This is a genomic window from Paenibacillus sp. TAF43_2, assembly GCF_052113545.1.
In the GTDB taxonomy this organism is placed as follows: Bacteria; Bacillota; Bacilli; order Paenibacillales; family Paenibacillaceae; genus Pristimantibacillus.
In genome coordinates this window covers 75,502-100,580 of the sequence record NZ_JBFRDK010000003.1, presented here as the reverse complement: position 1 = coordinate 100,580, position 25,079 = coordinate 75,502, and the positions used below count along the sequence as shown (strand labels likewise).

The window sequence follows — 25,079 nt, the reverse complement described above, 5'->3', positions numbered from 1 at the left end:
ATCATACTACTCCCAGCAATCTAATCATTGCGCTTAGGCGAATTGTCGTTGTACTTTGGCGTAGTTCGCCTCCACTATGTGAAACCCCGACCATAAGAGGTCGGGGTTTTTGCTTGTCCAGTTATTAAGCAGCCATTTTAATATTTAATTAATAGGTTGATTACATCACTTAAAACCCTCGTAAGTCTTCATAAAGTACTTAAACAGACACTATGCTACGGTATTACAGCTTCAGCTTTCTAATGCCTCTAGGCAGCAGATCATTGTGGGTTCGGGCAAAAAGAATTTAACTTTCCCCTACTTATAAATCCAATAAAAAAGAGACCCTCAGGCGTCTCTTTTTTCCATTTATAAATTCAAACGGATAAATTAGTAAGATTTAGGAGCTTGTTCGGTTATTCTCTGATAAAATTAAGCATAAGGAGTTTAATATCTATATTTTAACGATGTAGCTGTGTTGATAATGATGCTTCTTAAAAAGTTGAATTGGAGTAAGTTACTGTAATAGCAGGGGAAGTGTGAACGTTGGATAACGGGAGATTTTTGAAGCTGTTTGGGCTTATTGGCGGTGTTGCGATTCTGAATATTGTTGTGTTGTCACCTGGACTTCTAGGTGTGGAAATAGGAGGTGAAAGTGTACTTGAAACGGCTTCAGGCGTAACGTTATTGGTTGTGAGCCTGCTTGTTATGTTATATGGGAGTTATAGTTTGCTTTTTAAACCGCCAGTTGCGCTGCCTGTAAAAAACATTTCAACGCGTGAGGATTATATCGCAGCGCTTCAACCGTATCGACATGCAAAAGACCTTAAAAATGATATGGCTCTTGCTTTGGATCAGCTGGAACGCATAGATAAGAAGAAGAACGCCTTGACCGAGGTTCTTAGTCAGCGATTTGATCAGACGGAGTTAAGCTATAAGAAGTTCGATTCGGTTATTTATGARGTTGAGAAGCTGTTCTATCTTAATATTAGAGGTATTCTCAATAAGCTTAGTGTATTCAATGCCTCTGGATACTCCAACTTTGCAGGCCAACAACAACCCGCGGGGCTATCTAACAAGCTAGTACAGGAAAAAACAAATTTATACAAGGAGTACTTATCCTACGTGACGGGTTATCTTCGTGCGAATGAGGAAATTTTGCTTAAGCTAGATAAATTATTATTGGAAATATCGCTGTTAAACAGTACCGACTATAGAGATGTTGAGGAAATGTCATGCATGAAGGAAATCGATATATTAATCAAGCAGACTAAATTATATAAGCATGGAGAGGGAGACGGATATGGCAGGTAAGGGGAAAGCTTTTGTAGTGATAGGAGCTATTGCAGTGTCTGTTTTTTTGCTTGTTTATTTGGGCATTAGCTTAACTTCAAATTTAGGTAAAACAAAAACGCAGATCACGACGGAAGATGCAGCGAAAAAGCTTGATAAATTATATAAAGATGTGTCTGTGAAAACGATAGAGCCAATCAAGGGTCAAATCGATCTTGATCCCGCGTCAATTGGTGATTCCTTACCCGATATTTCGAAGTTTCCGGTTTCAGTAACTAATACAACGGACAGCTTTGTAGAGATTTTCTCATCCACAGAGAAATCAGGAACGGGTGTTGATGGCTGGTTAAACGAGGTGGCTGAGGAATTCAATAAATCCAATACGACGGTAAATGGAAAGCCAGTTTCGGTCATGATCCGTAATATTGCGTCGGGAACTGCTGCTGATTATATCAGATCAGGCAAATATATACCGGATGCTTTTRCGCCTTCCAACGAGCTGTGGGGAGAAATGGTGAAAGCGGATGGCATCCAAGCTGAGCTGGTCTCTAAGCGTCTTGTTGGCAATGTTACTGGCATTGTAGCAACGAAGGCGAAATATGATGAGCTTGTCGATAAATACGGTTCTCTGAATTTGAAAACAGTAACCGACGCTATCGCGGATAATGAGCTGGCTATGGGGTATACAGATCCATTTGCCAGTTCTACAGGGCTAAATTTTCTGGTGACTGCTCTCGGAACCTTTGACAGCTCCAACCTGCTTGGAGAGAAAGCGGTTCAAGGCTTTGAGAAGTTCCAGGCAAATGTACCGTTTATTGCTTCTACCACGCTGCAAATGCGTGAGGCAGCCAAGACAGGTATGCTTGATGCTTTTGTTCTTGAGTATCAAACCTTTGTGAACGCAACAGATTTCAAAGCGGGTTATGTATTCACCCCTTTCGGCGTCAGGCATGACAGCCCGCTTTATGCTTTAGGTGATTTGCCAAAGGATAAGCTCGATATTATTCAGAAGTTTGCCGATTTTGTGGAACAAGAAAAATATCAGAAATTAGCGGAGCAAAAGGGCTTTAATGGCCTGAATGACTATAAGTCAGAGCTTGAAGCGGTGGATGGCAGTATTTTGTCTGCTGCGCAGAAGCTGTGGAAGGAAAAGAAGAACGGAAGTAAACCGATTGCGGCTGTGTTTGTAGCAGACGTATCAGGGAGTATGGGCGGTGAGCCATTAAACCGATTGAAGGAATCGCTGCTGAAAGGACAAAAGTTTTTGGGACGGGACAACAGTATTGGATTCGTTTCTTACTCCAGTGATGTAGCCATTAATCTTCCTATAGGGAAGTATGACACGAATCAGCAGTCGATGTTCGTTGGGGCCATAGACAGCCTTCAAGCCAGTGGAGGAACAGCTACTTTTGACGGTATTGTGGTGGCGATGAAAATGCTTCAGGATGAGATGGCCTTAAATTCAGATGTGAAGCCGCTGATCTTTGTGCTCAGCGACGGGGAAACAAATGAAGGGCATTCGCTTAAAGATATTAGAGGACTGATTGAGACGTACAAAATCCCGATCTACACGATAGGCTACAATGCGAACATCAAGGCGCTTCAAAGTATTTCGAGCATCAATGAGGCGGCCAGCATTAACGCAGATACAGAAGATGTTGTTTATAAAATCAGCAATTTACTCAACGTTCAAATGTAAGGATTATCAATGAGGAGGGGCTTCAATGTCATTTTCTATGGAAGTAATTAGTGAGGAAAAACTGAAATCAGCAATGGAGGAGCAGGTTAAGCCCGAGCCAGAGGAATTAACGCAGCTGAAGGAGCTGGCTTTAAATAATGTTTCTACGATTTTGGCATTGGATATTGAGTCATTGGAGAAGCGGAAGGCGGTCTTGCAATCCATCGATAGCTTCGGGATGAGCTCCATGCGGTCATCCTCGGAGAAAAATGCTCTTTTGCAGGTTTCTGTAGGGAATTTATCCAAAACAGGGGATGAAGGCGGGGAAGTAGCCAAGGGCTTGGCGGAGCTGCATCTTCAGTTAAAAGATCTAGATCCCAGCGTCATAGATTTTGCGAAAAGCGGCGTATTAGGCATGTTGTTTAACCCTTTGCGGCGTTATTTTGTAAAGTACCAGAAAGCAGATGCTGTCATATCGGATATCATATTATCTTTGGATAAGGGAAAAACGGTATTGAAAAATGATAATACAACCTTGGAAATTGAGCAGCATGCTCTCAGGGAGCTCACTAAAAAGCTTCAAAAGGAAATCCAGCTGGGTGTGTTAATGGATTCGGAAATTGAATCGCAGATCGAAGCAGCTAAACTGCGTCAAGAATCTGAAGACAAAATTCTGTTCATCACAGAGGAAGTTTTGTTTCCTTTGCGCCAGCGTCTCATGGATTTGCAGCAAATGCTGGTCGTTAATCAACAGGGGATTATGGCAATTGAAGTTGTCATGAGAAATAATAAGGAGCTTATGAGAGGGGTAGACAGAGCAAGGAACGTTACCGTTTCTGCCCTGAAAATTTCAGTCACAGTGGCCAGCGCACTCTACAATCAAAGGATTGTACTAAAAAAGATTGAGCTTCTCAATCAAACCACGGACACTCTCATCAGCGGCACTTCAAAAATGCTGAAAGATCAAGGCGCAGCGATCCATAAGCAATCACTTGAAACAAATATTTCAGTCGACACGATGAAACAGGCTTTTGTTGATGTGCTGTYGGCACTAGATTCAATTAGCACCTATAAGCAGGAGGCGCTTCCTCGTATGCGTGAAACCATTAGTCAGTTCAGAGAACTGGCAAATGAGGGAGAAAGCAGAATTTTGCGGCTTGAGAAGGGGCAAAAGTTAGGCTTGTAGATTGCACGATGGGAAGGGAGATTGCTCCTCACCTCACATTGCTAAAATCCGACCATATAAGGTCGGATTTTTTAAATTTGTTAGATATACTAAACCCCCTTCTTCTATTAAACTAATGATATAAGCAGGATAAAGTGATTACTATTATTATAGAAACTATAACTAAATAACGACACGAATAGGCTTATTAAAATGCTGTGAGAAACTAGTAGTGAAATGAGGGTAACGATGAAAATAAAGCTATTTAGCAAAGCGGATCCTAATGTTTCATTTTGGAAATGGTTTAGTAGCAGGGAGTCGGAAATTTATGAGAATTTCGAGGATAATAAAGAATGTTTTCTAGATGAAATTAGTAATAAACTTAAGGTAATAGATGATAATTTAACATTTGAAATCAGTACGATAAAAGAAGGGGAGAAGAGAGAACTTATCATTTCTGCAGATGGGATTGCGGATTCATTTGAAACTGTGGAAAGTCTCTGCAACGTAGCTCCACATTATTCTAATTGGACTATAATAAAGTTTAGACCAAGGATGAATTCAGAAAGCTTGCAAATTAGTATGGGGGATATTCAATTATCCTACGATGATATTTTCTTCACATATGAAAACAAAGGGCACTATATTGACCTAAGCATTCATATCGAGAAATATGATCCCAACGATAATCGGTATACTTTCGCATATTTCATTCTATTGGACTCATTAATTGGTGAATATGACGCAGTATCAAAAATTGGCAATACTCAGTTTTTCACAATTACAGATCATGAGCAAGATGAATGTAGAAAATTTTACGAATTAATAGATATTATAGATGAGTTACCTTAAGTTATAGTTAATCATGCTATAAAGATGAAATGAACAAACACCCCCGGCGATAAACTCTGGGGGTGTTTAGCTATTTATTCTATTCAAAACTAACAGCAACGACTCCGCCAATTTGTTTCATTTCGGCTACGATTTCCTTCGGCTCCATGGTTCTTGGGACGACGATATCAAGCTTTACTTCCCAGCATAGCGGCATATCAAGCGATGGACGTATCCGCTGCAGCATCATTTTTTGCGTCATAATCGAGCGGCTGGCAAGCCTCTGGGTGACGATGTCCAGCAGTTCCTCTTCTGTCTCCGCCTGAATGGTAAGCTTTCTAACCTTCTTGCTCTTCAGAAAACGGTGCTCCACTTTATTGAAAACCCATAATGTGATGAACACAAGAATCGTTCCTGCCGCTGCGCTGAAATAAAAGCCCGCACCGATCTGCAGCCCAATGGCTGCGACGACCCATAAGGAAGCGGCTGTTGTCAGCCCTGTAATAGACTTGCCTGTGAATAGAATCGTTCCGGCTCCGAGAAAGCCGACGCCGGTAATGACAGCCGTTGCTAACCGCGCCGGGTCAATCCGTACGTTGGGCTCTCCCGCAAACTCAGCAAAGCCGTAAATCGACAGCAGCATGATCATCGAAGAGCCGAGACAGACCAGAATATGCGTGCGAAGCCCAGCCGGATGATTTTGCTGCTCCCGTTCGAAGCCGATGAGACCGCCAAGAAATACGGCCAGAGACAACCGGATTAGGATGGTGGCATGGTCAATAACCCACGGGTTATCCAAGGCGATCACCGACTAATTGGAACCATCAACCGTTCGCGTTTGCGGAATATGGCCCATTCTCGATACCCAATTTCATATAAATGGCTGCCGATGGCCGAGAAATGCTCGCCTACGCGTTCGGGCTGGTGCGCATCGGAGCCGAAGGTCACCTTAACCCCATAATGGAGCGCGCGTTCTAGGAAATAGCCATCCGGCACCCAATTGTTGTCGGAAGAATTGATTTCAATGACGACGTCGCTAGCAGCGATTGCTTTCAACGTGACGTCGGCAGCTTCTGTGCGGAGCTCTGGATAACCGTAGAAGTAGCGGTTCAATGAATCTACATGACCTAAAATATCATATAATCCACATTTGGCGGACTGAGCGATATAATCATAAAATAAATTTTTTACTTCCAATTTACGTGCTGCAGTCAAGCCTTCCCAATACTCTGAATCGTATATGCCGATACCGGCGAATTCATGCACAGATCCAATAACATAATCAAAAGGATAAGAAGCGATAACCGAGCGGTATAAATCCAGATGTTCAGGTAAAAAATCAGCTTCGATGCCGAGCAGCACCTCTATTTTTTCTTCATAGTCTTTCTTTAGCTCCAAGACCTCTCTAATATAAGCTGGAAACTCACTTTTTGCCATGCTGCCAGTTAAGGAAGGACGATCTTCAGCAATTGCGAAAAATGGCGTATGATCCGAGATGCCGATAATATCTAATCCCTGTGCTATTGCTGCTTCGATATATTCCTTGACCGAACCAACTGCGTGTCCGCAGCGTTCATGATGCGTATGATAGTCAAACTTCATGTAGTACCTCCGATGAATGCGTGATGAATACTAGATACATTTAGCCTTTAGAGCCGGATACAACGATTCCTTGAATGAAATACTTTTGAGCAAAAAAGAAAATGAACAGCAGCGGCAAAATCGCGACCAGCGAAGCTGCCATCAACAGATGCCACGGTGTTGCCCCGTATGCAGCTGTAAAGTTAGCGAGCCCGAGTGAAACCGGGTATTTCGTCATATCGTTCAAATAAATGAGCGGTCCGAATAGATCATTCCATCTCGATATCAGCTCCAAAATAGCCGCAGTTGCGAAGGCTGGCATGGAGAGGGGAATCAGGATGCGGAAATACATCGTGAAATGGCTTCCTCCGTCGATTTTGACGGCTTCATCCAATTCTTTGGTAATGCCCAAATAAAATTGACGCATTAGAAAAATGGTAAAGGAGCTTGCTGTAAAAGCTGGAATCACGAGCGGCAGATACGTGCCTGTCCAGTGCAGCTTTGTAAACAGTAAATATTGCGGAATCAAGGTGACTTGGGACGGAATCATCATCGTACTGAGGACAAGCCCGAATAAAAGCATACTTCCGCGTGCCCGCAATCTCGCAAAAGCGAATGCGGCCATCGACGAGGAGAATACGACTGCACCTACCGTCACGGCTGAGTACCACACCGAGTTCCATAGGAAACGAGCCATAGGGGCATCGATAAAAATCTGCTTAAAGTTGATCCACTGCAAATGGGCTGGAAACCACGTCATCGGAACGCGATGAATTTCGCCGATGGTCTTAAGCGAAGTGGAGAGCATCCAAAACAGCGGAAATGCGAACAATAGAACGCCTCCGTATAGAAGGATGTAGATGATTGTTTTGTCCATCAGACGCAGATCGCCGTGATTGTACGATTTTTTTCGCTTCATAATAAAGGAACCTCCTTTACTTCGAGTCATATTCATAGTGGACGAATTTTTTGGAGCCCCACAGCGATACGAGAGTCAGGGCGAAAATAAGCAGGAATAATATCCATGCCTGAGCGGAGGCATACCCCATCCGGAACTGCTTGAATGCAGTATCAAATAAATAATACACGTAGAAATAGGAGTTCCAGTCCGGCCCTCCCTTCGTGATAACGTAGGCTTCTGTAAAGATTTGCAGCGATCCGATCATGCTAATGATGGTATTAAATAAAATGACAGGTGAAATAAGCGGAATCGTAATTTTAMGGAACTTTGCGAAACCGCTCGCCCCTTCCATAGATGCGGCTTCAAACAGATCTGCCGGCAGCGATTGCAGCGCGGCAAGAAAGATCACCATCGTGCTGCCTGATGCCGTCAATTGCATGAGTACCATGGATGGAACGACCGTACCCGGGCTCGTAAACCAACCTGGTCCTTGAATGCCAAACCAATCATAAAGGACTGAGTTCACGACACCGAACTGCGGGTTAAGCAGCCATGACCACAAAAAGGAGACGGCTACACCAGATATGATGCTTGGTGCGTAATACAGTGTGCGAAGGAGCGATTGCCCCTTGATTTTTTGATTAAGAAGAACGGCAACAATCAAAGATGTGAGTATCGTAAACGGTACGGCCATTACGCTGTAATAGAGAGTCACGGACAAAGACTTGTAAAACAGCCGGTCTCCGAACAGCGTGCTGTAATTGCTTGTTCCTGCAAATGTCGGGGACGAGATGACATTGTAATCAGTGAAGCTGAGCAGCAGCGAGATGAGAATCGGTCCCCCGGTGAAGCATATAAAGCCGATAAACCAAGGGGCTATGAAAAACCAAAACGACCGTTCCTCGCGCTTCATGGCCAGCGAAAGCTTTCTCATGGGCTACCTCCGTTGGGCCGGCGGACGCCTTCTAATGAAGGGAATCCGCTCGGCTGAAATTTAATTAAAGCTCTGGCTGCTATTGATTCAAATTCAACGATAGGAGGTTATCATTCAACACTTTCAAACCGTCGGCTATGCTCTTCTTGCCTCCCCATACCAGATAGAGCGATTGGTTCATCGTTTCTAGAACCGTATTGAATTTGACGATCAAATGGTTTTCAGCTTCCCGGCCATACTTGATCGAGCCTTCGTGTACCTGCTTGAATGCCTCAGGATCCATGCCGATTTCTGCACCCATTTTGTCATACCAAAGCTTGAATAGGCTTGCGTCTGCCGGCGTTCTCCCTACTTCATTCATGTAACGGTAGGCACCGCCGCCTTCAGCTGGATTAGCTAAATGCCGGACAAATTCCCATGCTTCGTCGGGATGCTTGCTTGTTGCCGAGATGCTCCAAGGGTCAACATAAAGGGTAACCTTGCGTCCATCATGATAGGGAACAGCCGCAACGCCCCATTTGAAATCCGCTTGCTTGTAGGAGCCGAGTCCCCAGCCGCCGGAAATGTACATTCCTACTTTGCCGGTAAGGAAAGGATCGCCCAGCTGCGCGGATGCGGCTACTGTCTCTGCGTCCGGCGCTACTTTGTATTTATTGATTAAATCCACATTGTATTGCAGTGCTTCGACGTTAATCGGCTTCATTAGATCAGGCTCACCCATTACGCCGGATGTATAAGCTTCGGGCTTGAATAGATCTCCTCCGAATAGCCACGTCATTGCATTTGCGCTTAATGCACTGGAGAAACCAAAAACCTGCTTGCGAGCGTCACCTACGTCATGGGACAGCTTTCGTGCGGTTTCGAGCATCGCATCGAAATTCCAGGACTTATCATCCCAGTCGGTCGTCGGGTAAGAAAGGCCAGCAGCATCGAATAAGTCCTTGTTGTAATAAAGATAAGTAGCGTTGCTTACGAGCGGGATACCGTAATTTTTACCGTTGATTTTATAAATATCGAGCAGGTTAGGGTCCATGGTATCGAGCTCGGGAGCCCCTTTCTCAATATAAGGAGTAAGGTCCTTCAATGCGCCCATCTTCATATAAGTAGCAAATCCGCTATCCGCCTGATTGGGATTCCAAACATCCGGTGCATTGCCGCTGGCAATCAAGGTCGTCAGCTTTTGATCGAATTGATCGTACGGGATATTCTCAAGCCGCACTTTTACATTCGGATGGCTTTCTTCGAAGGTCGAAACCATCGCGTCCTGCCATGCCTTTTTGTCCGGGTCTGCTGCCATCACCCAAACGATCTCAACCTTATCCTTGCCGTTGTTCTTTACCCCTCCGTTGCTGTTAGTTTTTGAACCGGCTTCACCGCCGCAAGCAGACAACGTGGTAGAAAGAGAAAACAAAAGAAGTGCACTCATCACTAAACGATTTTTCGTTATTAGATTTTTCATGACAACCCCCGTATTCGTTTTTTTGAACCTACATTTACAAAATGTTAATAAAACTAACTTTAATTATTGTAATTTCGCTCTAAAAGCATGTTCTATTATGCATCACCCACTGTTGTTATGCCTTATTGCTAACCAATATAGCATATGATAATATGAATTATAAGCACATATCTTATCTAATTTATCGTTTTTCTACGTATATTACTTTGAATATAAACTCATTACTTTACATGGTGGTGTAATGTTTATGGAGTCGAATTTTTATGAAGCTGCGAAGTTTGATATTAGTCGCGAGAGAAAAACTGACACAAGCATGCCATCACGTCATTATCATAATGGCTATGAAATCTTCTATCTCGTCTCTGGTGATATCAGCTACTTTATCGAGGATAAAAGCTATCAGGTGGTTGGCGGCGCGTTATTGATCATCAATGTGAATGAGATTCATAAGCTGGTCAATTCAAGCAGAGAATCATTTGAGCGGATTACGCTGTTGTTTCAAGAGGAATTCCTTGAGGATATGTTTCCTTACAATGACAGCTTTCATGTGCTATCCAGCTTTTCAAGCGGCAAAAATTTCATGCCCTTAAACGGCCAAGAACAAAGCATGATCGAGAAGCTTTTCGATAAAATGATTGCGGAATTTATAAAGCAGCCTCCCGGCTATGAATATTATTTAAAAACACTGCTGTTCGAGCTGCTTATTTTCCTTTACCGCAAGACGTCAACGCTGCCTGCAGCTGAACATGACGGAAGCAATCCGATCAATAAAAAGATTTTTGAAATCGTCGATTATTTGAACCAGCATTATCATGAAAACCAAACGATTCAGGGCATATCCAGCAGGTTTTTCATCAGCTCCTCTTACTTTTGCAAAATGTTTCGGGAGAACACAGGCTTCACCTTCACAGAGTACTTGAACAATGTTCGAATCAAGGAGGCACGCCAGCTCTTAACGGGGAGCACCTTGAAAATAGCTGATATTGCTGAAAAGGTCGGCTTTGAGAGCATGACGCATTTTGGACGTATTTTCAAAGATATTACCGGCCATTCACCGCTTAAATACCGTCAAGCTTATAAGTTTGAATTGAATTAACCCAAAAAAAAAGCCAACACCGACGCAAATCATGCGCGGTTGTTGGCTTTTTTAGATTAAGCTAGTTATAGTTCAACCTTATTTCTGCGACTGTTCTACCTGTGCGATTAACGCATCTACCGCTTCATCCACGAGGTCAGGACCATAATTCCATTTATTACGGGTTATGTTTAAGACACGATTATTTTTTACTGCGGGAATAGCTTTATAGAGAGGCTCTTGGAATAGCTTTGTCATCTCTTCCAGCTCATCATCCTTCATTTGTGTGAAGAAATAGTCGGCAGGCCGATCAGCCAAAGATTCCATCGACAACGCAGCGCCCCCGTCGGCAAATTTCTCAAATTGCTCTGGCATTTGGAATCCTAAATCCTCATAGATCAGCTTGCCCAAAGTACCGCCTTTGCCTCCCAATAGAACCTCGCCCTTATAAAGAATGAACGTGATGGCGGTTGTACCTTCTTTAATATTAATATTGATCTCATCTCGGATACGCTCAAGCTTCTCCTCGAATTTAGAAATCCATGCTTCCGCCTCTGGCTTCCGGTTCATGACATCGCCCATCGCTCGGAGCGTATTGATGACATCTGGATCGCCGCCCCATGCTACGGCAACCGTTGGAGCTATTTTCTGATAAGTTTCGTAGATTTCAGCGCTATGATAGTCTGGCAGTATAATGATGTCTGGTTGCAGGGCAGATATGGCCTCTGCATTGCCAAGTCCATCACCAATGCTTTCGGCCTCTGTCATGGTGTCTGGATATTGTTCAAGTGTACCTTGATCGACCCCAACTGGCTCTAGTCCTAGCGGCAGCAAATAACCACCGTATGTAATGACGACAGCCTTGCTCGGCTTAACAGGGATAGTCACTTCTCGCCCTAATGCATCCTTATAAACCCTAGTATCTGCCGGCAATGTATCTGTACTTTCACTTTGCTGCTTATTATTGCCCTCTGTAGACTGCTGCACATTTGAATCTGAACCACCACAAGCAGCAAGCAGCAACGATAGGCTAAACAATAGCGTTACAGCAAAAGAAGGCTTAAAACCAAAACTCATTTCATCCACTCTCCAAGTATCTTGTTGATAATGATTATCACTGTTAACAATATAACCTTCTTCTAGGGAGGGAGCAATGAACGATTCGGGCATAAAATTTGTGCGAACTGAACTTTTTAAACCGAGGTTATGCTTTTTGAACTGAGCTGGTGTCTCGCCAGTCTGCTTTTTGAAAAGGCGGCTAAAATAATACATATCTGCATATCCGACACTGTAGGCGATATCACGAATGGTCACCTCTGTTTCATTTAGCAAAAACTTAGCTTGATTCATACGTGTCTGAACGAGATACTCCATAGGGCTGCATCCATATTTTCGTTTAAACACCCTGGAGAGGTAGTGTGTACTGTAATGAAATATATTCGCGATCATCTCCATCGAGATCGTTTCGTGATAATGCGCATGAATATAACTAGCGATCTGTACAGCCAGATCAGGCGAGGCAGCTTCAGTATCAGCGATACGCAGCTGGCGGAACTGCTCATGCACGAATTGGTAGAAGAGGCCTGTCACCTGCAGCCGGTCCAGCTCTTCACTCAGCTTCCAATACTGCTGCATAGACTCTAGCAGAGCAAGCAAAGATAAGGGGTGTTTCGCTTTAAATGTATACTGCTGCCCAAATGGAGCATGCTGCTCAGCTTGTCTTTGCGTAGATTGAGTAGATAAGCCGCGCATAGGTTTATATAAAATAAGATAGTAGTCAAAAGGACGGCTCAGACAGCTGATATTCAGCGTAGCGCCTTTGCCGCCGTGCAGCAGCTGGGAATTAGCGGATTCGACAGCCATTCTATCAAGACTTATTTTAGCCTCACCTTGGTTAGTGAAGATAAAAGCATTTGCTGGAAGGCGGTAAGCTTGCAATTCCTCACCTGTCTTCATTGCCAAATGCCGAATATCAAGCACTTTAACCGGCATTTGGCTCCATATTGTGATGGTCTCATGCCATTCCATAACCACACCCCGTGACGGATTACATAGAATTATTTTACTAGTGAGAATACATATCATTTATAATATATAATCATATCGTACCCCATTAAGCGCGTATAGAGAAAGCAGGTTTCTGAAAATGGAATTGCATGATCATTTGGTGTCATGGAATCATGCTTTTTGCACCATTTTTGATGTCCGTCACATCAATATGAAAGCCGAAGAATCGTTAACTGCCTACTCCGTACGCACCTACGGTTATCATGCCTTATGCATCGTTGAAAACCGTTCATGAGGAAATTACCTATTTCGGCAAGCTGCTCGGTAAGGAACATACTGACTTCCGATTCGCATACCCTTGTAGATCTCAAGGCTGATCCGATTTGGAATACGCTTGATGCGGTCAAGAACGATAGGGTGTATATATGGGGAAGCGACCGGTCATGGTACTGGGACCCCATAGCGATCCTACTCCAGACTGAAGAAATAGCAGAATGGTTAGTTGGTAAGTGATTGTGGGTTGCCTGTGGCCTGTGGAATAAGGTGCAGCAATAATGGGATATTCAAAAACGAAGATAACAGTGGATATGCAGTTTTTGTCTTCGTTTTTTCGATTTCAATTGATTGAACTCATGTGTTTAAATTGCAGCATGGCTAAAAAGCTATTGCATTCCTTCAAGCGATAAGTTATGATCAATTCAGTTAGTGATTGATCAATTACTAACAAGTGAGTACTTAAAGGTGGAAGATACAATGGAAAAAAATACAGCAGCGTCCGTTAATCGCCGTACAGATATTATTGCTGCTGCGATTGAAGTTTTCGCTGAAATTGGATATTATCGCGCGACAACAGCAAAGGTTGCTGAACGTGCTCAAATATCACAGCCGTATGTTTTTCGTTTTTTTGCAACGAAGGAAATTCTGTTGAAAGAAGCTTTGGAGGTTTCATGGACACGCATAGTTGATGCATTTCGCAGCGTGATCGAGACAGCGGGACCTGAGCAGCTTGAGAAGGAGCTTGTTGAAGCTTATATAGAAGTCATGAAATCGTATCAGAATGAAACGCTGCTGTTAATGCAGGCTCAGACGATAAAAGACGAAGCGATTGTCGAGGTTATGCGAAATGGATACCGTGAAGTGCAGCAGTTAGTGTTAAATGCATTCCAGCAAGCTGGGCTTGAGAATCCGAAGGATAAAACGGTTATATTTTTGGCTAGAGGCATGCTGTGTAATGTCTCGATGGCGCTATCCTTGCCGGAGTTAATGTATTAGAGCTGATTTTTGGCTCTTTAATATATTGATGTAATTGATCAATCAATAAATGACTTACATCAACAAAATTACTTTTAAATACTTGGCATATTAGGGGCTGCCATGGCTAGCTAAATACAGACCGTGTTAGAAGTTTGCCAAGGTAATTGATTTGTTGTTTGTTTTTGAAGTCAATGCATTGTCCGTACGCCAGTTTGTTAGTGATTGATCAATTACATATTTGAGGAGTGAATAATAATGAAAAAAGCTATTGTATTAGGTGCTACCGGAGGTACAGGTGCTCCCATTGTTGAGGAGCTTCTAAAGAGAGGAATCGAGACTACGGCAATCGGGCGGTCTCATCAAAAGCTGAAACAGCTTGCGATGGATTTGGGTAATCCTGAGCATTTATCGCTTAAAGTTGGAGATGTTCTTAATACCAAAGAGCTGATATCAGCATGCGAAGGTCATGAGGTTATTTTTAGCTGCGCGAATGTGCCGTACAATGACATGCATACGAAGCTGATCCCTATGGGAGAGGCAGTTATGGAGGCCGCTAATCAGCTTGGTGCAAAAATCGTCGTTGTGGATGGCATTTATCCTTATGGGAGAAAAACGACTAATCAGGCAACTGAGGATCATCCTAAAAATCCGCACACTAAAAAAGGAAAGGTTCGACTGCAGTACGAGCAAATGGTGTTTAGCCCACGGTGGAATAAGGCGCATAAAATGATTGTTCGTTTACCAGACTATTATGGCCCATCTGCTAACCAAGCATCCTATTTGGGATCCACTTTAGAGGGAATTGCGGCTGGCAAACCTTCCGTATTTATTGGAACGATGAAGGTTGCTCGTGAGTTTGTTTATTTGCCGGATGCGGCAATTATGATCGTAGAGCTGGCCATTAGGGAGGATGCTTATGAGCAGAACTGGCATATCCCAGCATCAGGCGTCATCTCTGGCCGCGATTTTGTAGAGATAGCGCAGAGGGCAGCAGGTACGTCAAAACCAGTCATACCGCTTGGTAAAATGGGCTTATCACTGCTCGGTCTATTTTCCCCAGTTATGAAAGAGGTCGTTGAGATGCTGTATTTAACTGAGGAACCATTCTTGTTAAGCGGTGAAAAATATAAGCGGCTTGTCGGACCGATCCCTGCCACACCATACGAGATAGGGATTAAGGCTACAATTAATACACTTATGAAACGGAATGAAGTAAAAGAGGCAATATCGCGTAGAGGCTAAAAAAGTACGGAATGAAATACGGCGAATTGTGGTGTTATATAACCACAGTTCGCGGTATTTAGTTAAAAACAGAAAGGAAAGTGGGTTTGATTTAAAAAAAGGAGGGAAGATTAGTGATAAATGAGGCGTGTTGCCATTTTGCAAGCTTTGACTACAGGCATATAAAAGGTGATGTATTGCTGAGGTTTATTACGGGATTTAGCAGGAGTTGAAGCTACAGCTACAGCTCTAAGGCTTCCTTTGTAATCTTTTGAATATCGACAGGACAATTGGAGCTTTCTTTCACGATGTCTGGTAAAATGTGCTCTAAAAAATAATCTACACAATGCAGCTTTATTTTTTTGATTTTGACGAGCGCTTCACGGTACATAACGACAAATTCCTTTTCGGTGTTGCCTCTTTGCAATTCCGTAAGCGCCTCGTAAACTTGATCAAGCTTATCAGCTACTTCAAGAATTAGGCCTTCCACGGAATCATCCTTGCCCTCACGCAGTTGTCTGCGGAAAATAGGCTTAAATTCCTCAGGAATATTTTCCTCGATAAAAAGAGCGATCATGCCTTCCTCAACCTTTTGCAGCATGCCACGCAGTTCTAAGGAGTAATGCTTAACTGGTGTTTTAATGTCGCCAATAAATATTTCACCATAATCATGGCTGCTCGTAATTTCGTAAAGCTTCTTCCAATTTATTGTGACGCCGTTCGTTTCTTCAATATCTGCTAATGTTTTGGCGTATTGAACAACCTTCCAAGAATGAGCGGATACGCTGTGCTCTTCAAACTTAAATTTACCTGGACAACGAATGATACGTTCGAGATCGTTAAGCGATTGAAAGTACGTATGAATTCCCATAGCATGTTATTCCTTTCTTTTTCCCAAAGATGATGTACAATGCGAGGCATTAGAGTTAGTATAAAGCTCATTTGTTAATGGACGATAAAATGAATCAGGTAATATATGTAATAACTAATAGGGCAAGCACTGATTTATTCTCTTGTCAGTACGACGTAATCCTGCTATTATCAAAATGACTTATTAAAGATCTTTAATAAGTCGGCAGAAGCCTTCTTAAACAAATGGATGACGAACACCAAGGAGATTAGATAACGATGGCAACGTTCTTTTTAATTATTATTTATTTGGCTTTTATTAGTTTAGGTTTGCCGGATTCCTTGCTCGGATCGGCATGGCCTGTGATGAGAATGGATTTGAATGCGTCATTAGGAACGGCTGGGAGCATTTCCATGGTGATTGCAGCAAGCACGATCGTTTCGAGCTTGATAAGTGGTACCGTACTGCACCGTTTTGGCACGGGGAAGGTAACGCTTGTGAGCTGTATTCTGACAGCAGGAGCTTTACTTGGTTTTTCATGGTCTCCTTCAATTATTTGGTTAATTATTTTTGCGATTCCGTTAGGTATTGGCGCGGGCAGTGTAGATGCTGGATTAAACAACTATGTGGCTACCCATTACAAAGCTCATCATATGAGCTGGCTGCACTGTTTTTGGGGAGTAGGAGCTACGCTAGGTCCAATTATTATGGCTTCGTCTATCTCAGGGCAAAACCTTTGGAGAGACGGTTATCTCACGGTTGCAGCGATTCAGTTTATTTTAGTCGTCATTTTATTTGTTTCTCTTCCTTTATGGGATAAAGTTGCAAAAAGCAGTCATGTCATAAATGCTGAAGCTCACAATGAGCTGCATGATCAGAAGTTGGAGCAGGCCGCCGAAAATAAGAAGCCATGGCAAATAAAAGGGGTCAAATTAGCGATGCTAACCTTTTTATTTTACTGCGGCATTGAAGCGAGCATGGGATTATGGGGAAGCAGCTTTCTTGTAAATATTAAAGATTTGCCTGCAGCGACAGCTGCGCAATGGGTGTCATGGTTCTTTGTCGGAATTACAGTTGGTCGAATGATTACTGGATTTATAACATTTAAAATGAGCAGTCGCATGCTGATTAGGTACGGCCAGCTGATCGCATTAATCGGAACAGTAGTGCTAGTGCTGCAGTTACCAACTATCGTCTCGCTTGTCGGATTTATGATTGTAGGGCTTGGATTAGCTCCGATATTTCCGTGTATGCTGCATGAAACACCTGCGCGATTCGGGAAAAAGAACGCACAGTCTATTATGGGCTTTCAGATGGCTGCTGCCTATACGGGCAGTACGCTAGTGCCCCCTTTTCTAGGATTGCTTGCAACCAATACAACGATTAGTATTTTTCCATGGTTTATTATTATTTTTGCGATTGCTATGCTCTTGTGTACCGAAAAATTAAACAACTTTTTGAAAAGATTGCATGTAGTAATAGCAGCGAAATAAGTCTCTCCATTAGGTGAGGCTTAATGTAAGAAAAAAATGAAGAATGAACTTAAAAACCACAACCGTATCGTGTTGTGGTTTTTTTGGCATTATGCGATATTAGCCTGTATTTTTCTATTATTATCGTTCTGCAACCGATTGTATTTAATGAAGGCATACTGTAATATCTTTATTAATTATATGGATTTTTATTACAATAATATGAGACTATCATTTTAATTTATGGGTAGAACGGGCTAAAGGCGGGAGAAAATGAAGAGATTCATTCCGAATAAAATGTATATTCCGTTTACGTACAAAATGATGATTCCGTATCTTATTCTTGTGCTGCTGACCGACGCTGTCATTGGATACATCTCCTACACGATGCTCATTGAGTCGAGAACAGAGATGGCGGAAACGAATATTCGTACGGCTATGAAGCAGACGAGGAGCAATATAGAATATCAGCTGGATGAGATTCAGCGAATGTCCAGTACACTTTTCAGCAGCATTACTTTTCAGAACGCTCTTCAGTTTGAAGGGGACCAGCTCGATATGATGCTCAAAATGAGGGATGATATTATTCCGCAAATGAAGGCGCCTCTCCTGCTGTATGGAAACAATATTAGACTGGCGCTCTATACGGTTAACGAAAATATGCTTGAAGTTTCGGGCGATGATATGGCCACCCCGATTTTCAGGCGTGACTATTATGTGTTATCTCATCACAGTATAGAGAATACGGATTGGTTTAAATCCATTTCCTCTACATTCCAAGACCATCTATGGATTCAGGTTGATTCGGACCAGAAACTAAACAACATCTCTCATTTCCGTAGATTAGTCACATCCAGCGGCATTTCGTCTACGATCGGCTATTTGCGCGTTACGGCTCGTTTCGATCAATTGTTAGGCAATTTCGATACATTCCCAATCGAAGAGGGCATCAGCCTGCGATTAATTGATATGGCTTCTGGACTTAATCTATATGAACGAGGAAGCATAGATGAGAAGGCTAGCATGAAATCATATTTGAGTGTGAGGGAAGAGATTCCAGGAACAAATTTTGTGATCGAGACGTTGGTTCCTCATTCCTATCTCAATAAAGATGCGACCAGAATGAAAAAAGCGATAAGTACCGTTTGCTTCATTAGTTTCTTGGTTATGGCGTTTATCGGAGTAATTGTTGCCCGTCTGTCAGGGAAAAAGATGAAGCGTATTGTAACGCTCGTGCAATCGTTCCAAGAAGGGAACTTTTATAAGCGGATTGGTTTTACAGGGAATGATGAATTTGTTCATATTGCAGATTCTTTTAATCAGATGGCAACCAGCATTCAGGACCTCATCAAAAATGTATATGTGCAGGGCATTCAGAAAAAACAGGCAGAGCTTGATGTGCTCCAAGCGCAAATTAGCCCTCATTTTTTATACAATACGCTCTCAACGATCGGCAGCCTGGCTAACTTAGGGGAAGTAGATAAAGTAACAAAGATGGTGCAGGCGCTGTCCAAGTTTTATCGGCTTACGCTAAACGGAGGCAATGTCTATATTACGCTTGAGAAAGAGCTTGAACAGGTGGAATCCTATCTAGACATTCAAAGAGTGAAGTATGCAGATACCTTTAAGGTGTATTTCGATATTGAGCCTGAGATCGCACATATCCCGGTTATTAAGCTGATTCTTCAGCCGTTTGTCGAAAATATTTTCAAACATGCTTGGTTTGGAGAAACGATCGCTATTCGTATTACAGGGAAACGTCTCGGGAACCATATTGAGCTGAAAATTATTGATAACGGAATCGGCATGAGACCGGAAACGTTGAAAAGAATGCTGGCGAGCACGATCCACTCGGACCGATACGGTCTGAAAAATGTGGAGGAACGCATAAAGCTAAGATACGGTAATGACTTTGGCATTCATATCGGCAGTATATATGGAGCAGGAACGACGGTGCAAATTATTCTTCCGATCGATGAAGAAATCATTGAAGATTTGGAACCGCTATCATAATGATGCGCCAGAGGAGGAGAGTGCCGACATGGATATCAGCATCCTATTGGTAGATGATGAAGCAATTGATTTGGAGTGGTTAAGGCGCCGGGTAGCAGGCAATGAACAGCTATCCCTCCAAGATGTAGGAACGGCAATCAGTGGATTTGCGGCTTTGAAGATAATGGAACAGAAGCGCATCGATCTTATTTTGTCCGACATTCGAATGCCGATCATGTCTGGAATGGAGTTTGCTCGCAAGGCAAAGGAAATTAATCCTCAAGTTCATATTATTTTTATAAGCGGACATCAGGATTTCAGTTATGCCAAAGAGGCCATTCAACTGAATGCCAGCGGTTATTTGCTTAAGCCTGTAGATGATAGTGAGCTCAACGACATGCTCATTCTCATTTGCTCTAAGATTGAGAACGAACGACAGCAGAATATGGCCTTGTCTGAAACCTTATCGTTAGTAAATCAGGAGCTGCTGCTTAGGTGGTTTAATGAAGCAACGCCAGGTCAGGTTGAAGCACATATTCATACGATTTTATCGCCTCTGCTGCAGCAAGGGGCTTCTGTCTCGATTATTGAGATTGATGATCTCGCATGGAAGCTTAAGGAGAAAAGTGAGGAAGAGAGGCGATTGTTTATGAATCAGATCACCCTCTTTATTCGCAATTTTGCCTTGGACAACAACTTGGGCAGTATGATGACAAGCTATGACTACCATTATGTTCTGCTGGCTGCTGTTCAAGAGGAATACATGACGACGCTGCTGGAACAACTCGTTCGGCAATTTAATGAGACGTTCTCTTGCTCCATTACGATTGGAATGGGCATGTACACGAATGATATTGCTAAGCTTCATGACTCCTATCGGCAGGCGAAAGCAGGATTAAGCATCAAATGGATCATGGGCAAAAATCGAATCATTCAAGGCGCTTTCCAGTGGAGCCCCAAACAATCAGCCGCATCAAATTTTGAAGAGGTTGTTGATGTTATGCTTCGAGCGATGCTGGAGTATGACCTGACGACCATTGACGACTGTTTGCTTCAGCTCTTAAACGGTGAAAAACCGTTGACCCAGAAAAACGATATTTATGATCTCATTATTCGTATTACCTCCAAGCTTCATGCTGATTTGCAGCAAATGAATGAACATATGTACGAAATGCTGAAATGGGAATCTCATCATCCGATTATTTTGTTTGAATTTGAAACGGTGCATGATATCCTCTCTTGGCTAAGGAGACGGTTCTTTGAACTATCTGAACTGCTGTATTTAAAGAAACAGCGGCAGAAACGCAAGCTGATTGATCAAATTACAGCCTATATCGAGCAGCGATTGGACCAGAAAATAACGCTCAATGAGGTTGCTGCCCACTTCGATTTCACACCAAATTATTTGGGACAGCTATTTAAAACAGAGACGAACATACTATTCAGTGATTATCTCAATCAATTGCGAATGGAGCGGGTGTGCGAGCTATTAAAGGACCCGGCAAAGAAGATTTATGAAATTGCCGAGCAGGTCGGCTATAAAAATATTATTTATTTCAATAGACAATTTAAGCAAGCGATGGGGCTGTCGCCTGGAGAATATCGAAAAAAGCATAAAATCTAAAAAGAGTAGTGCAAGGCTCAAGTCGAAAGCAGGCGTTGGGCTATTTTTTTTGCAAAAGATATTCAAATCGTTGATTTAGTATTGGTTTTAGTTGTTTCACATAATTAATTTATTTGCCGCTGCTTTTTATAATATGTGTACATAGAGAAGAGAGGGGCAGTGTTGATGATTCGACATCGATTTTGGAATGATCTGAACAAGTATAAAGTAATCCTTTTCATGCTGGCGCCTGCCGTTCTATTTTATCTCCTGTTTGCCTACATTCCGATGGTCGGCATCATTCTTGCTTTTAAGCATTATGATTATGCGGGCGGTGTGTTTGGAAGTCCGTGGAATGGCCTCGACAACATTCGCTTTTTCTTCGAATCGGGTGATGCTTGGCGGGTAACGAGAAATACGGCATTGTACAACATAGCTTTTATTGTCGTAAACAACTTACTGCAAATGTTCGCGGCCATATTTTTGTTTGAGGTTGGCGGCAAATGGTTCCGTAAAATTACGCAAACGGTTATTTTTCTCCCATACTTCATTTCTTGGGTCGTAGTTGGAGCGATTGCCTACAACTTATTGAATAGCGACATTGGTACGGTGAACGTCCTGCTGAAGAGCTTTGGGATGGAGCCGGTCGACATTTATAATACACCTGAATATTGGCCGTTTATACTTGTATTTGTCTCCGCTTGGAAGATGCTTGGTTATGGTACGGTGATGTACTTGGCCGCTATTACGAGCATTGACACGGAAATGTATGAAGCTGCTGAAATTGATGGGGCTAATATTTTCCAAAGAATGATGCGAGTCACGATTCCGAATCTGTATCCGACCATTATTATTTTAGTCTTATTGGCAGTCGGCAACATCTTCCGCGGCGATTTCGGCATGTTCTACAACATGGTTGGCAATAACGGGGTGTTGTTCTCCTCCACAGATGTCATCGATACCTTCGTATTTAGGTCACTTATCACAACCAACGAGATCGGAATGTCAGCAGCGGCAGGCGTGTATCAGTCTATACTTGGCTTCACGACAATCATRCTAGTCAACTATGCTGTTCGTAAATATGATAAGGATCGCGCTTTATTCTGAATGGGGGTCAAGACATGAATGCATCCGGCTTGAGTTTAAATAAGAAAGCAGTCAAGGCTGCTAAAATAAAAAAAGTGGATCAACGGTTATTTTATGCGATTGGCTATACCGCGCTTGTGATGCTGGCCTTGTTATGCATCGTTCCATTTATTTTGATTTTATCGTCATCCCTAACGGATGAGAGCAAAATTGTTGTAGACGGGTTTCAGCTTTTCCCAAGCGAATTCTCATTGGAAGCTTACAAAATACTTTTCAAATACCCGGATCAAATGATTAATGCTTACATCGTAACAATAGCTGTTACTGCGATTGGCACGATAGCTGGTTTGTTTCTAACGTCGATGACTGCTTATTGTCTAAGTAGAAAGGATTTTAAGTGGCGTAATCACTTTTCGTTTTATTTCTTCTTCACCACGTTGTTCAGCGGCGGACTTGTTCCTTGGTATCTGCTCATCGTCAACTATCTCCATATGAAGGATACCGCGCTAGCTCTAATTGTACCGCTGTTGTTCAATGTTTTCTACATTATCGTGATGAAGTCATTCATGAGCGGTATACCGGAAGCGATTACGGAATCAGCAAAAATAGATGGCGCAGGCGATTTTCTAATCTTTATGCGTCTTATTCTTCCACTGTCCAAGCCAGCTTTGGCTACAATAGGTTTGTTCTTGGCACTCGGATACTGGAATGATTGGTATAATGCACTGTTATTTATTTCGAATGAGAAATTAATGCCGCTTCAGTACTATTTGTACAAAATGTTAGGCAATATGGACGGCATGCGTAAGGCAATGATGGGATCAGGCGCGGTTGTTACGACAAGCCTTCCGACAGAGGGTTTAAAGATGGCGATGACAATCGTAGCAAGCGGACCCATTCTCATCGCTTATCCATTCGTTCAAAAATATTTTGTTAGAGGATTAACGATTGGCGCTGTAAAAGGATAGTTCCAGGCAATCCTGGTTTATCAATATATGAATTGGGGGTCTCCAGCATGTTTAAGAAAAAATCGCTTTGGCTGGCATTTGTACTAACATTCGTTTTCATTTTAAGTGCATGCTCAGGCAACAGCAACAAAGAAGTAACATCTCCGAAACCAGCGAATGAAGGAACCGAGACCGCTACGGAACAGCCTGCTACTGAGCAGCCTGCCGCTGCAGAAGAGGGGATCGATACTTCCAAGGAAGTTAAGCTTAAAATGATTTTTGTAGGTCCGAAGCCGGTAGATTATGATACGGTGTTTGCTGGAATTAATAAGAAGCTGAAGGAAAAAATTAATGCGACAGTTGAGGGCGAATTTCTAGATTGGTCCGATTGGGCTCAAAAGTATCCACTAAAACTAGCAGCCAACGAAGAATTTGACTTAATTTATTCCGCGAACTGGGCTGGATATAATGATCAGGCGTTGAAGGGCGGATTTTTAGAGCTAACGGAAGATATGCTCTCTAAATACATGCCGGAAACTTGGGAAATCATGCCGAAATCCAGCTGGGATCAAGCAAAGGTAGACAGCAAGCTATACATGGTTCCTCAGAACAGCGGGGAGTCCGTTGAGAAGCTCATCTTGTACCGCGAAGATTTGCGTGTGAAATATAATCTTCCTGCGATCGACAGTCCTGAAGCTTACGCGAATTACTTAAAGGCGGTTTCTGAAAATGAGAAGGGTATTGTACCCTTTACGCCAGAAACAGGTGATTGGAAGCTCCACAATTTAGATCGTATTTTACTTAAGCAGCAAAGTGAGTGGAATATGCTTGATTTCGATCTTCCGATCGGGTTTAAGCTGACAGATGAGACGGGCAAAATCTTCAATGTGTATGAAACAGAAGAGTTCAAGCAGCTGCTCTACTACTATAAGGATCTTGCAGATCATAATGCATGGTCAAAAAACGTATTGAACAACAAAAATGATCACCAGCAGGATTTTAAAGAAGGCAAAACGGCATCGATTACTCATAATATGGGTACGCTCGGTTCCTTGAAGGCAGCGATGGAAAGAGAAAACTCTCCATATAAAGCTGCGCTTGCCGATATTACGCCTGCTAAGAAAAAGTCTCAAGCCGTTGCTACGCAAAATGGAACATCGGTTCATGCGACTTCGAAAAATCCAGAACGTGCACTGATGTTCATTAACTTGATGCAAAATGATAAAGAACTTCATAATCTCATGATGTACGGTATTGATGGCGTGAACTATGTAGCTGATGGCGACGATAAACTTAAGTCGACAGACAAGACTGCCAATTATACGGGCTTCTCCAACTGGAGCTTTAACTCTCCGCTCAATCGTACGGATGCGGCATTCCCAGAAGAGGCATCTGCCATGAGCAAAGCATGGGAAGCAACGGTATATCACTACCCGCTTGAAACCTTTGTGTTCGACAACAGCAAAGTGAAAACAGAAGTGGCTAATGTGAGCAACGTCATGCTCCGTTATGCGATTCCACTCGAATACGGTGCGATTAAAGATGTAGATAAAGGCTTGGAAGATTTGCAGAAAAAAATCAAGGCCGCCGGAATCGATAAGATCATTGCAGAGGTACAAAGCCAAGTCGATGCATTCCTTGCAGCGCGGAAATAATTGAAAAAAAATCAGCCCCCAGATTGTATCTGAGGGCTGATTTTCTGTTTAAAATATAAGATTTTATAAGCTTTCATCTTATAAGCTACTCATATC

22 protein-coding genes are annotated in these 25,079 nt (G+C 42.7%); 15 read left to right on the top strand and 7 right to left on the bottom strand.

What is annotated here, in order from left to right:
- Window positions 1-525 precede the first annotated feature (525 nt).
- The 4 genes from AB4Z17_RS01615 (at window position 526) to AB4Z17_RS01600 (ending at window position 4,967) form a co-directional block, all read left to right on the top strand.
- The gene (locus AB4Z17_RS01615) at window positions 526-1,293 is read left to right on the top strand and encodes a hypothetical protein (protein WP_441912529.1); all 768 of its coding nucleotides are present in this window, start codon (window positions 526-528) and stop codon (window positions 1,291-1,293) included.
- Complete coding sequence (locus tag AB4Z17_RS01610; protein ID WP_441957735.1) at window positions 1,283-2,971, top strand: VWA domain-containing protein; 1,689 nt, start codon at window positions 1,283-1,285, stop codon at window positions 2,969-2,971. Before AB4Z17_RS01615 ends, AB4Z17_RS01610 begins: the two co-directional genes overlap by 11 nt.
- A gap of 25 nt (window positions 2,972-2,996) precedes the next feature.
- The gene (locus AB4Z17_RS01605) at window positions 2,997-4,136 is read left to right on the top strand and encodes a toxic anion resistance protein (RefSeq protein ID WP_441957733.1); all 1,140 of its coding nucleotides are present in this window, start codon (window positions 2,997-2,999) and stop codon (window positions 4,134-4,136) included.
- A gap of 228 nt (window positions 4,137-4,364) precedes the next feature.
- Window positions 4,365-4,967 (top strand): hypothetical protein, encoded by a 603-nt coding sequence (locus AB4Z17_RS01600; RefSeq protein WP_441912526.1) that lies wholly within the window; start codon window positions 4,365-4,367, stop codon window positions 4,965-4,967.
- A gap of 79 nt (window positions 4,968-5,046) precedes the next feature.
- On the opposite strand, the gene AB4Z17_RS01595 is transcribed toward AB4Z17_RS01600, so the two are convergent.
- From AB4Z17_RS01595 to AB4Z17_RS01575, 5 genes are all read right to left on the bottom strand, one after another.
- Entirely contained in the window at window positions 5,047-5,745 is a 699-nt protein-coding gene (locus AB4Z17_RS01595; RefSeq protein WP_076270708.1) for an MgtC/SapB family protein, read from the bottom strand.
- 5 nt (window positions 5,746-5,750) lie between these two features.
- On the bottom strand, window positions 5,751-6,548 hold the full coding sequence (locus AB4Z17_RS01590; protein ID WP_441957732.1) for a histidinol-phosphatase: 798 nt from the start codon (window positions 6,546-6,548) through the stop codon (window positions 5,751-5,753).
- 40 nt (window positions 6,549-6,588) lie between these two features.
- Window positions 6,589-7,446 carry a carbohydrate ABC transporter permease gene (locus tag AB4Z17_RS01585; protein WP_441957730.1) on the bottom strand — a complete coding sequence of 286 codons (858 nt, stop codon included), beginning with the start codon at window positions 7,444-7,446 and terminating at the stop codon, window positions 6,589-6,591.
- A 16-nt stretch (window positions 7,447-7,462) separates the two neighbouring features.
- Window positions 7,463-8,362 carry a carbohydrate ABC transporter permease gene (locus AB4Z17_RS01580; protein WP_441957728.1) on the bottom strand — a complete coding sequence of 300 codons (900 nt, stop codon included), beginning with the start codon at window positions 8,360-8,362 and terminating at the stop codon, window positions 7,463-7,465.
- Window positions 8,363-8,441: 79 nt separating this feature from the next.
- Window positions 8,442-9,821 carry an ABC transporter substrate-binding protein gene (locus tag AB4Z17_RS01575; RefSeq protein WP_441957726.1) on the bottom strand — a complete coding sequence of 460 codons (1,380 nt, stop codon included), beginning with the start codon at window positions 9,819-9,821 and terminating at the stop codon, window positions 8,442-8,444.
- Window positions 9,822-10,068: 247 nt separating this feature from the next.
- On the opposite strand from AB4Z17_RS01575, the gene AB4Z17_RS01570 reads away from it, so the two are divergent.
- Window positions 10,069-10,917: a helix-turn-helix transcriptional regulator gene (locus tag AB4Z17_RS01570; protein WP_339206102.1), complete on the top strand. Its 849-nt coding sequence runs from the start codon at window positions 10,069-10,071 to the stop codon at window positions 10,915-10,917.
- A gap of 78 nt (window positions 10,918-10,995) precedes the next feature.
- Here AB4Z17_RS01570 and AB4Z17_RS01565 read toward each other — a convergent pair whose 3' ends face one another.
- The gene (locus AB4Z17_RS01565; RefSeq protein ID WP_441912523.1) at window positions 10,996-12,924 is read right to left on the bottom strand and encodes an ABC transporter substrate-binding protein; all 1,929 of its coding nucleotides are present in this window, start codon (window positions 12,922-12,924) and stop codon (window positions 10,996-10,998) included.
- Window positions 12,925-13,042: 118 nt separating this feature from the next.
- On the opposite strand from AB4Z17_RS01565, the gene AB4Z17_RS01560 reads away from it, so the two are divergent.
- The 4 genes from AB4Z17_RS01560 (at window position 13,043) to AB4Z17_RS01545 (ending at window position 15,399) form a co-directional block, all read left to right on the top strand.
- Entirely contained in the window at window positions 13,043-13,198 is a 156-nt protein-coding gene (locus AB4Z17_RS01560; protein ID WP_441957724.1) for a hypothetical protein, read from the top strand.
- A complete protein-coding gene (locus AB4Z17_RS01555) occupies window positions 13,195-13,416 on the top strand; it encodes a hypothetical protein (RefSeq protein WP_441912521.1) in 222 nt (73 codons plus the stop codon). The genes AB4Z17_RS01560 and AB4Z17_RS01555 overlap by 4 nt, the downstream gene beginning before the upstream one ends.
- Window positions 13,417-13,656: 240 nt before the next feature.
- Entirely contained in the window at window positions 13,657-14,175 is a 519-nt protein-coding gene (locus tag AB4Z17_RS01550) for a TetR/AcrR family transcriptional regulator (protein WP_441957722.1), read from the top strand.
- A 237-nt stretch (window positions 14,176-14,412) separates the two neighbouring features.
- The gene (locus tag AB4Z17_RS01545; protein ID WP_441957720.1) at window positions 14,413-15,399 is read left to right on the top strand and encodes an NAD(P)H-binding protein; all 987 of its coding nucleotides are present in this window, start codon (window positions 14,413-14,415) and stop codon (window positions 15,397-15,399) included.
- 220 nt (window positions 15,400-15,619) lie between these two features.
- On the opposite strand, the gene AB4Z17_RS01540 is transcribed toward AB4Z17_RS01545, so the two are convergent.
- Entirely contained in the window at window positions 15,620-16,249 is a 630-nt protein-coding gene (locus AB4Z17_RS01540) for a YfbR-like 5'-deoxynucleotidase (protein ID WP_441912518.1), read from the bottom strand.
- 257 nt (window positions 16,250-16,506) lie between these two features.
- Between AB4Z17_RS01540 and AB4Z17_RS01535 the strand changes: the two genes are divergently transcribed.
- The 6 genes from AB4Z17_RS01535 to AB4Z17_RS01510 all read left to right on the top strand — a co-directional run bounded on the left by AB4Z17_RS01535 (window position 16,507) and on the right by AB4Z17_RS01510 (window position 24,983).
- Entirely contained in the window at window positions 16,507-17,721 is a 1,215-nt protein-coding gene (locus tag AB4Z17_RS01535; protein ID WP_441957718.1) for an MFS transporter, read from the top strand.
- A gap of 252 nt (window positions 17,722-17,973) precedes the next feature.
- The gene (locus tag AB4Z17_RS01530; protein WP_441957716.1) at window positions 17,974-19,713 is read left to right on the top strand and encodes a sensor histidine kinase; all 1,740 of its coding nucleotides are present in this window, start codon (window positions 17,974-17,976) and stop codon (window positions 19,711-19,713) included.
- Window positions 19,676-21,316 carry a response regulator gene (locus AB4Z17_RS01525; protein WP_441957714.1) on the top strand — a complete coding sequence of 547 codons (1,641 nt, stop codon included), beginning with the start codon at window positions 19,676-19,678 and terminating at the stop codon, window positions 21,314-21,316. Before AB4Z17_RS01530 ends, AB4Z17_RS01525 begins: the two co-directional genes overlap by 38 nt.
- Window positions 21,317-21,481: 165 nt before the next feature.
- Entirely contained in the window at window positions 21,482-22,402 is a 921-nt protein-coding gene (locus tag AB4Z17_RS01520; protein WP_441957712.1) for an ABC transporter permease, read from the top strand.
- A gap of 14 nt (window positions 22,403-22,416) precedes the next feature.
- Entirely contained in the window at window positions 22,417-23,349 is a 933-nt protein-coding gene (locus tag AB4Z17_RS01515; RefSeq protein WP_076270694.1) for a carbohydrate ABC transporter permease, read from the top strand.
- A gap of 47 nt (window positions 23,350-23,396) precedes the next feature.
- A complete protein-coding gene (locus AB4Z17_RS01510; protein WP_441957710.1) occupies window positions 23,397-24,983 on the top strand; it encodes an ABC transporter substrate-binding protein in 1,587 nt (528 codons plus the stop codon).
- Window positions 24,984-25,079: the final 96 nt, after the last annotated feature.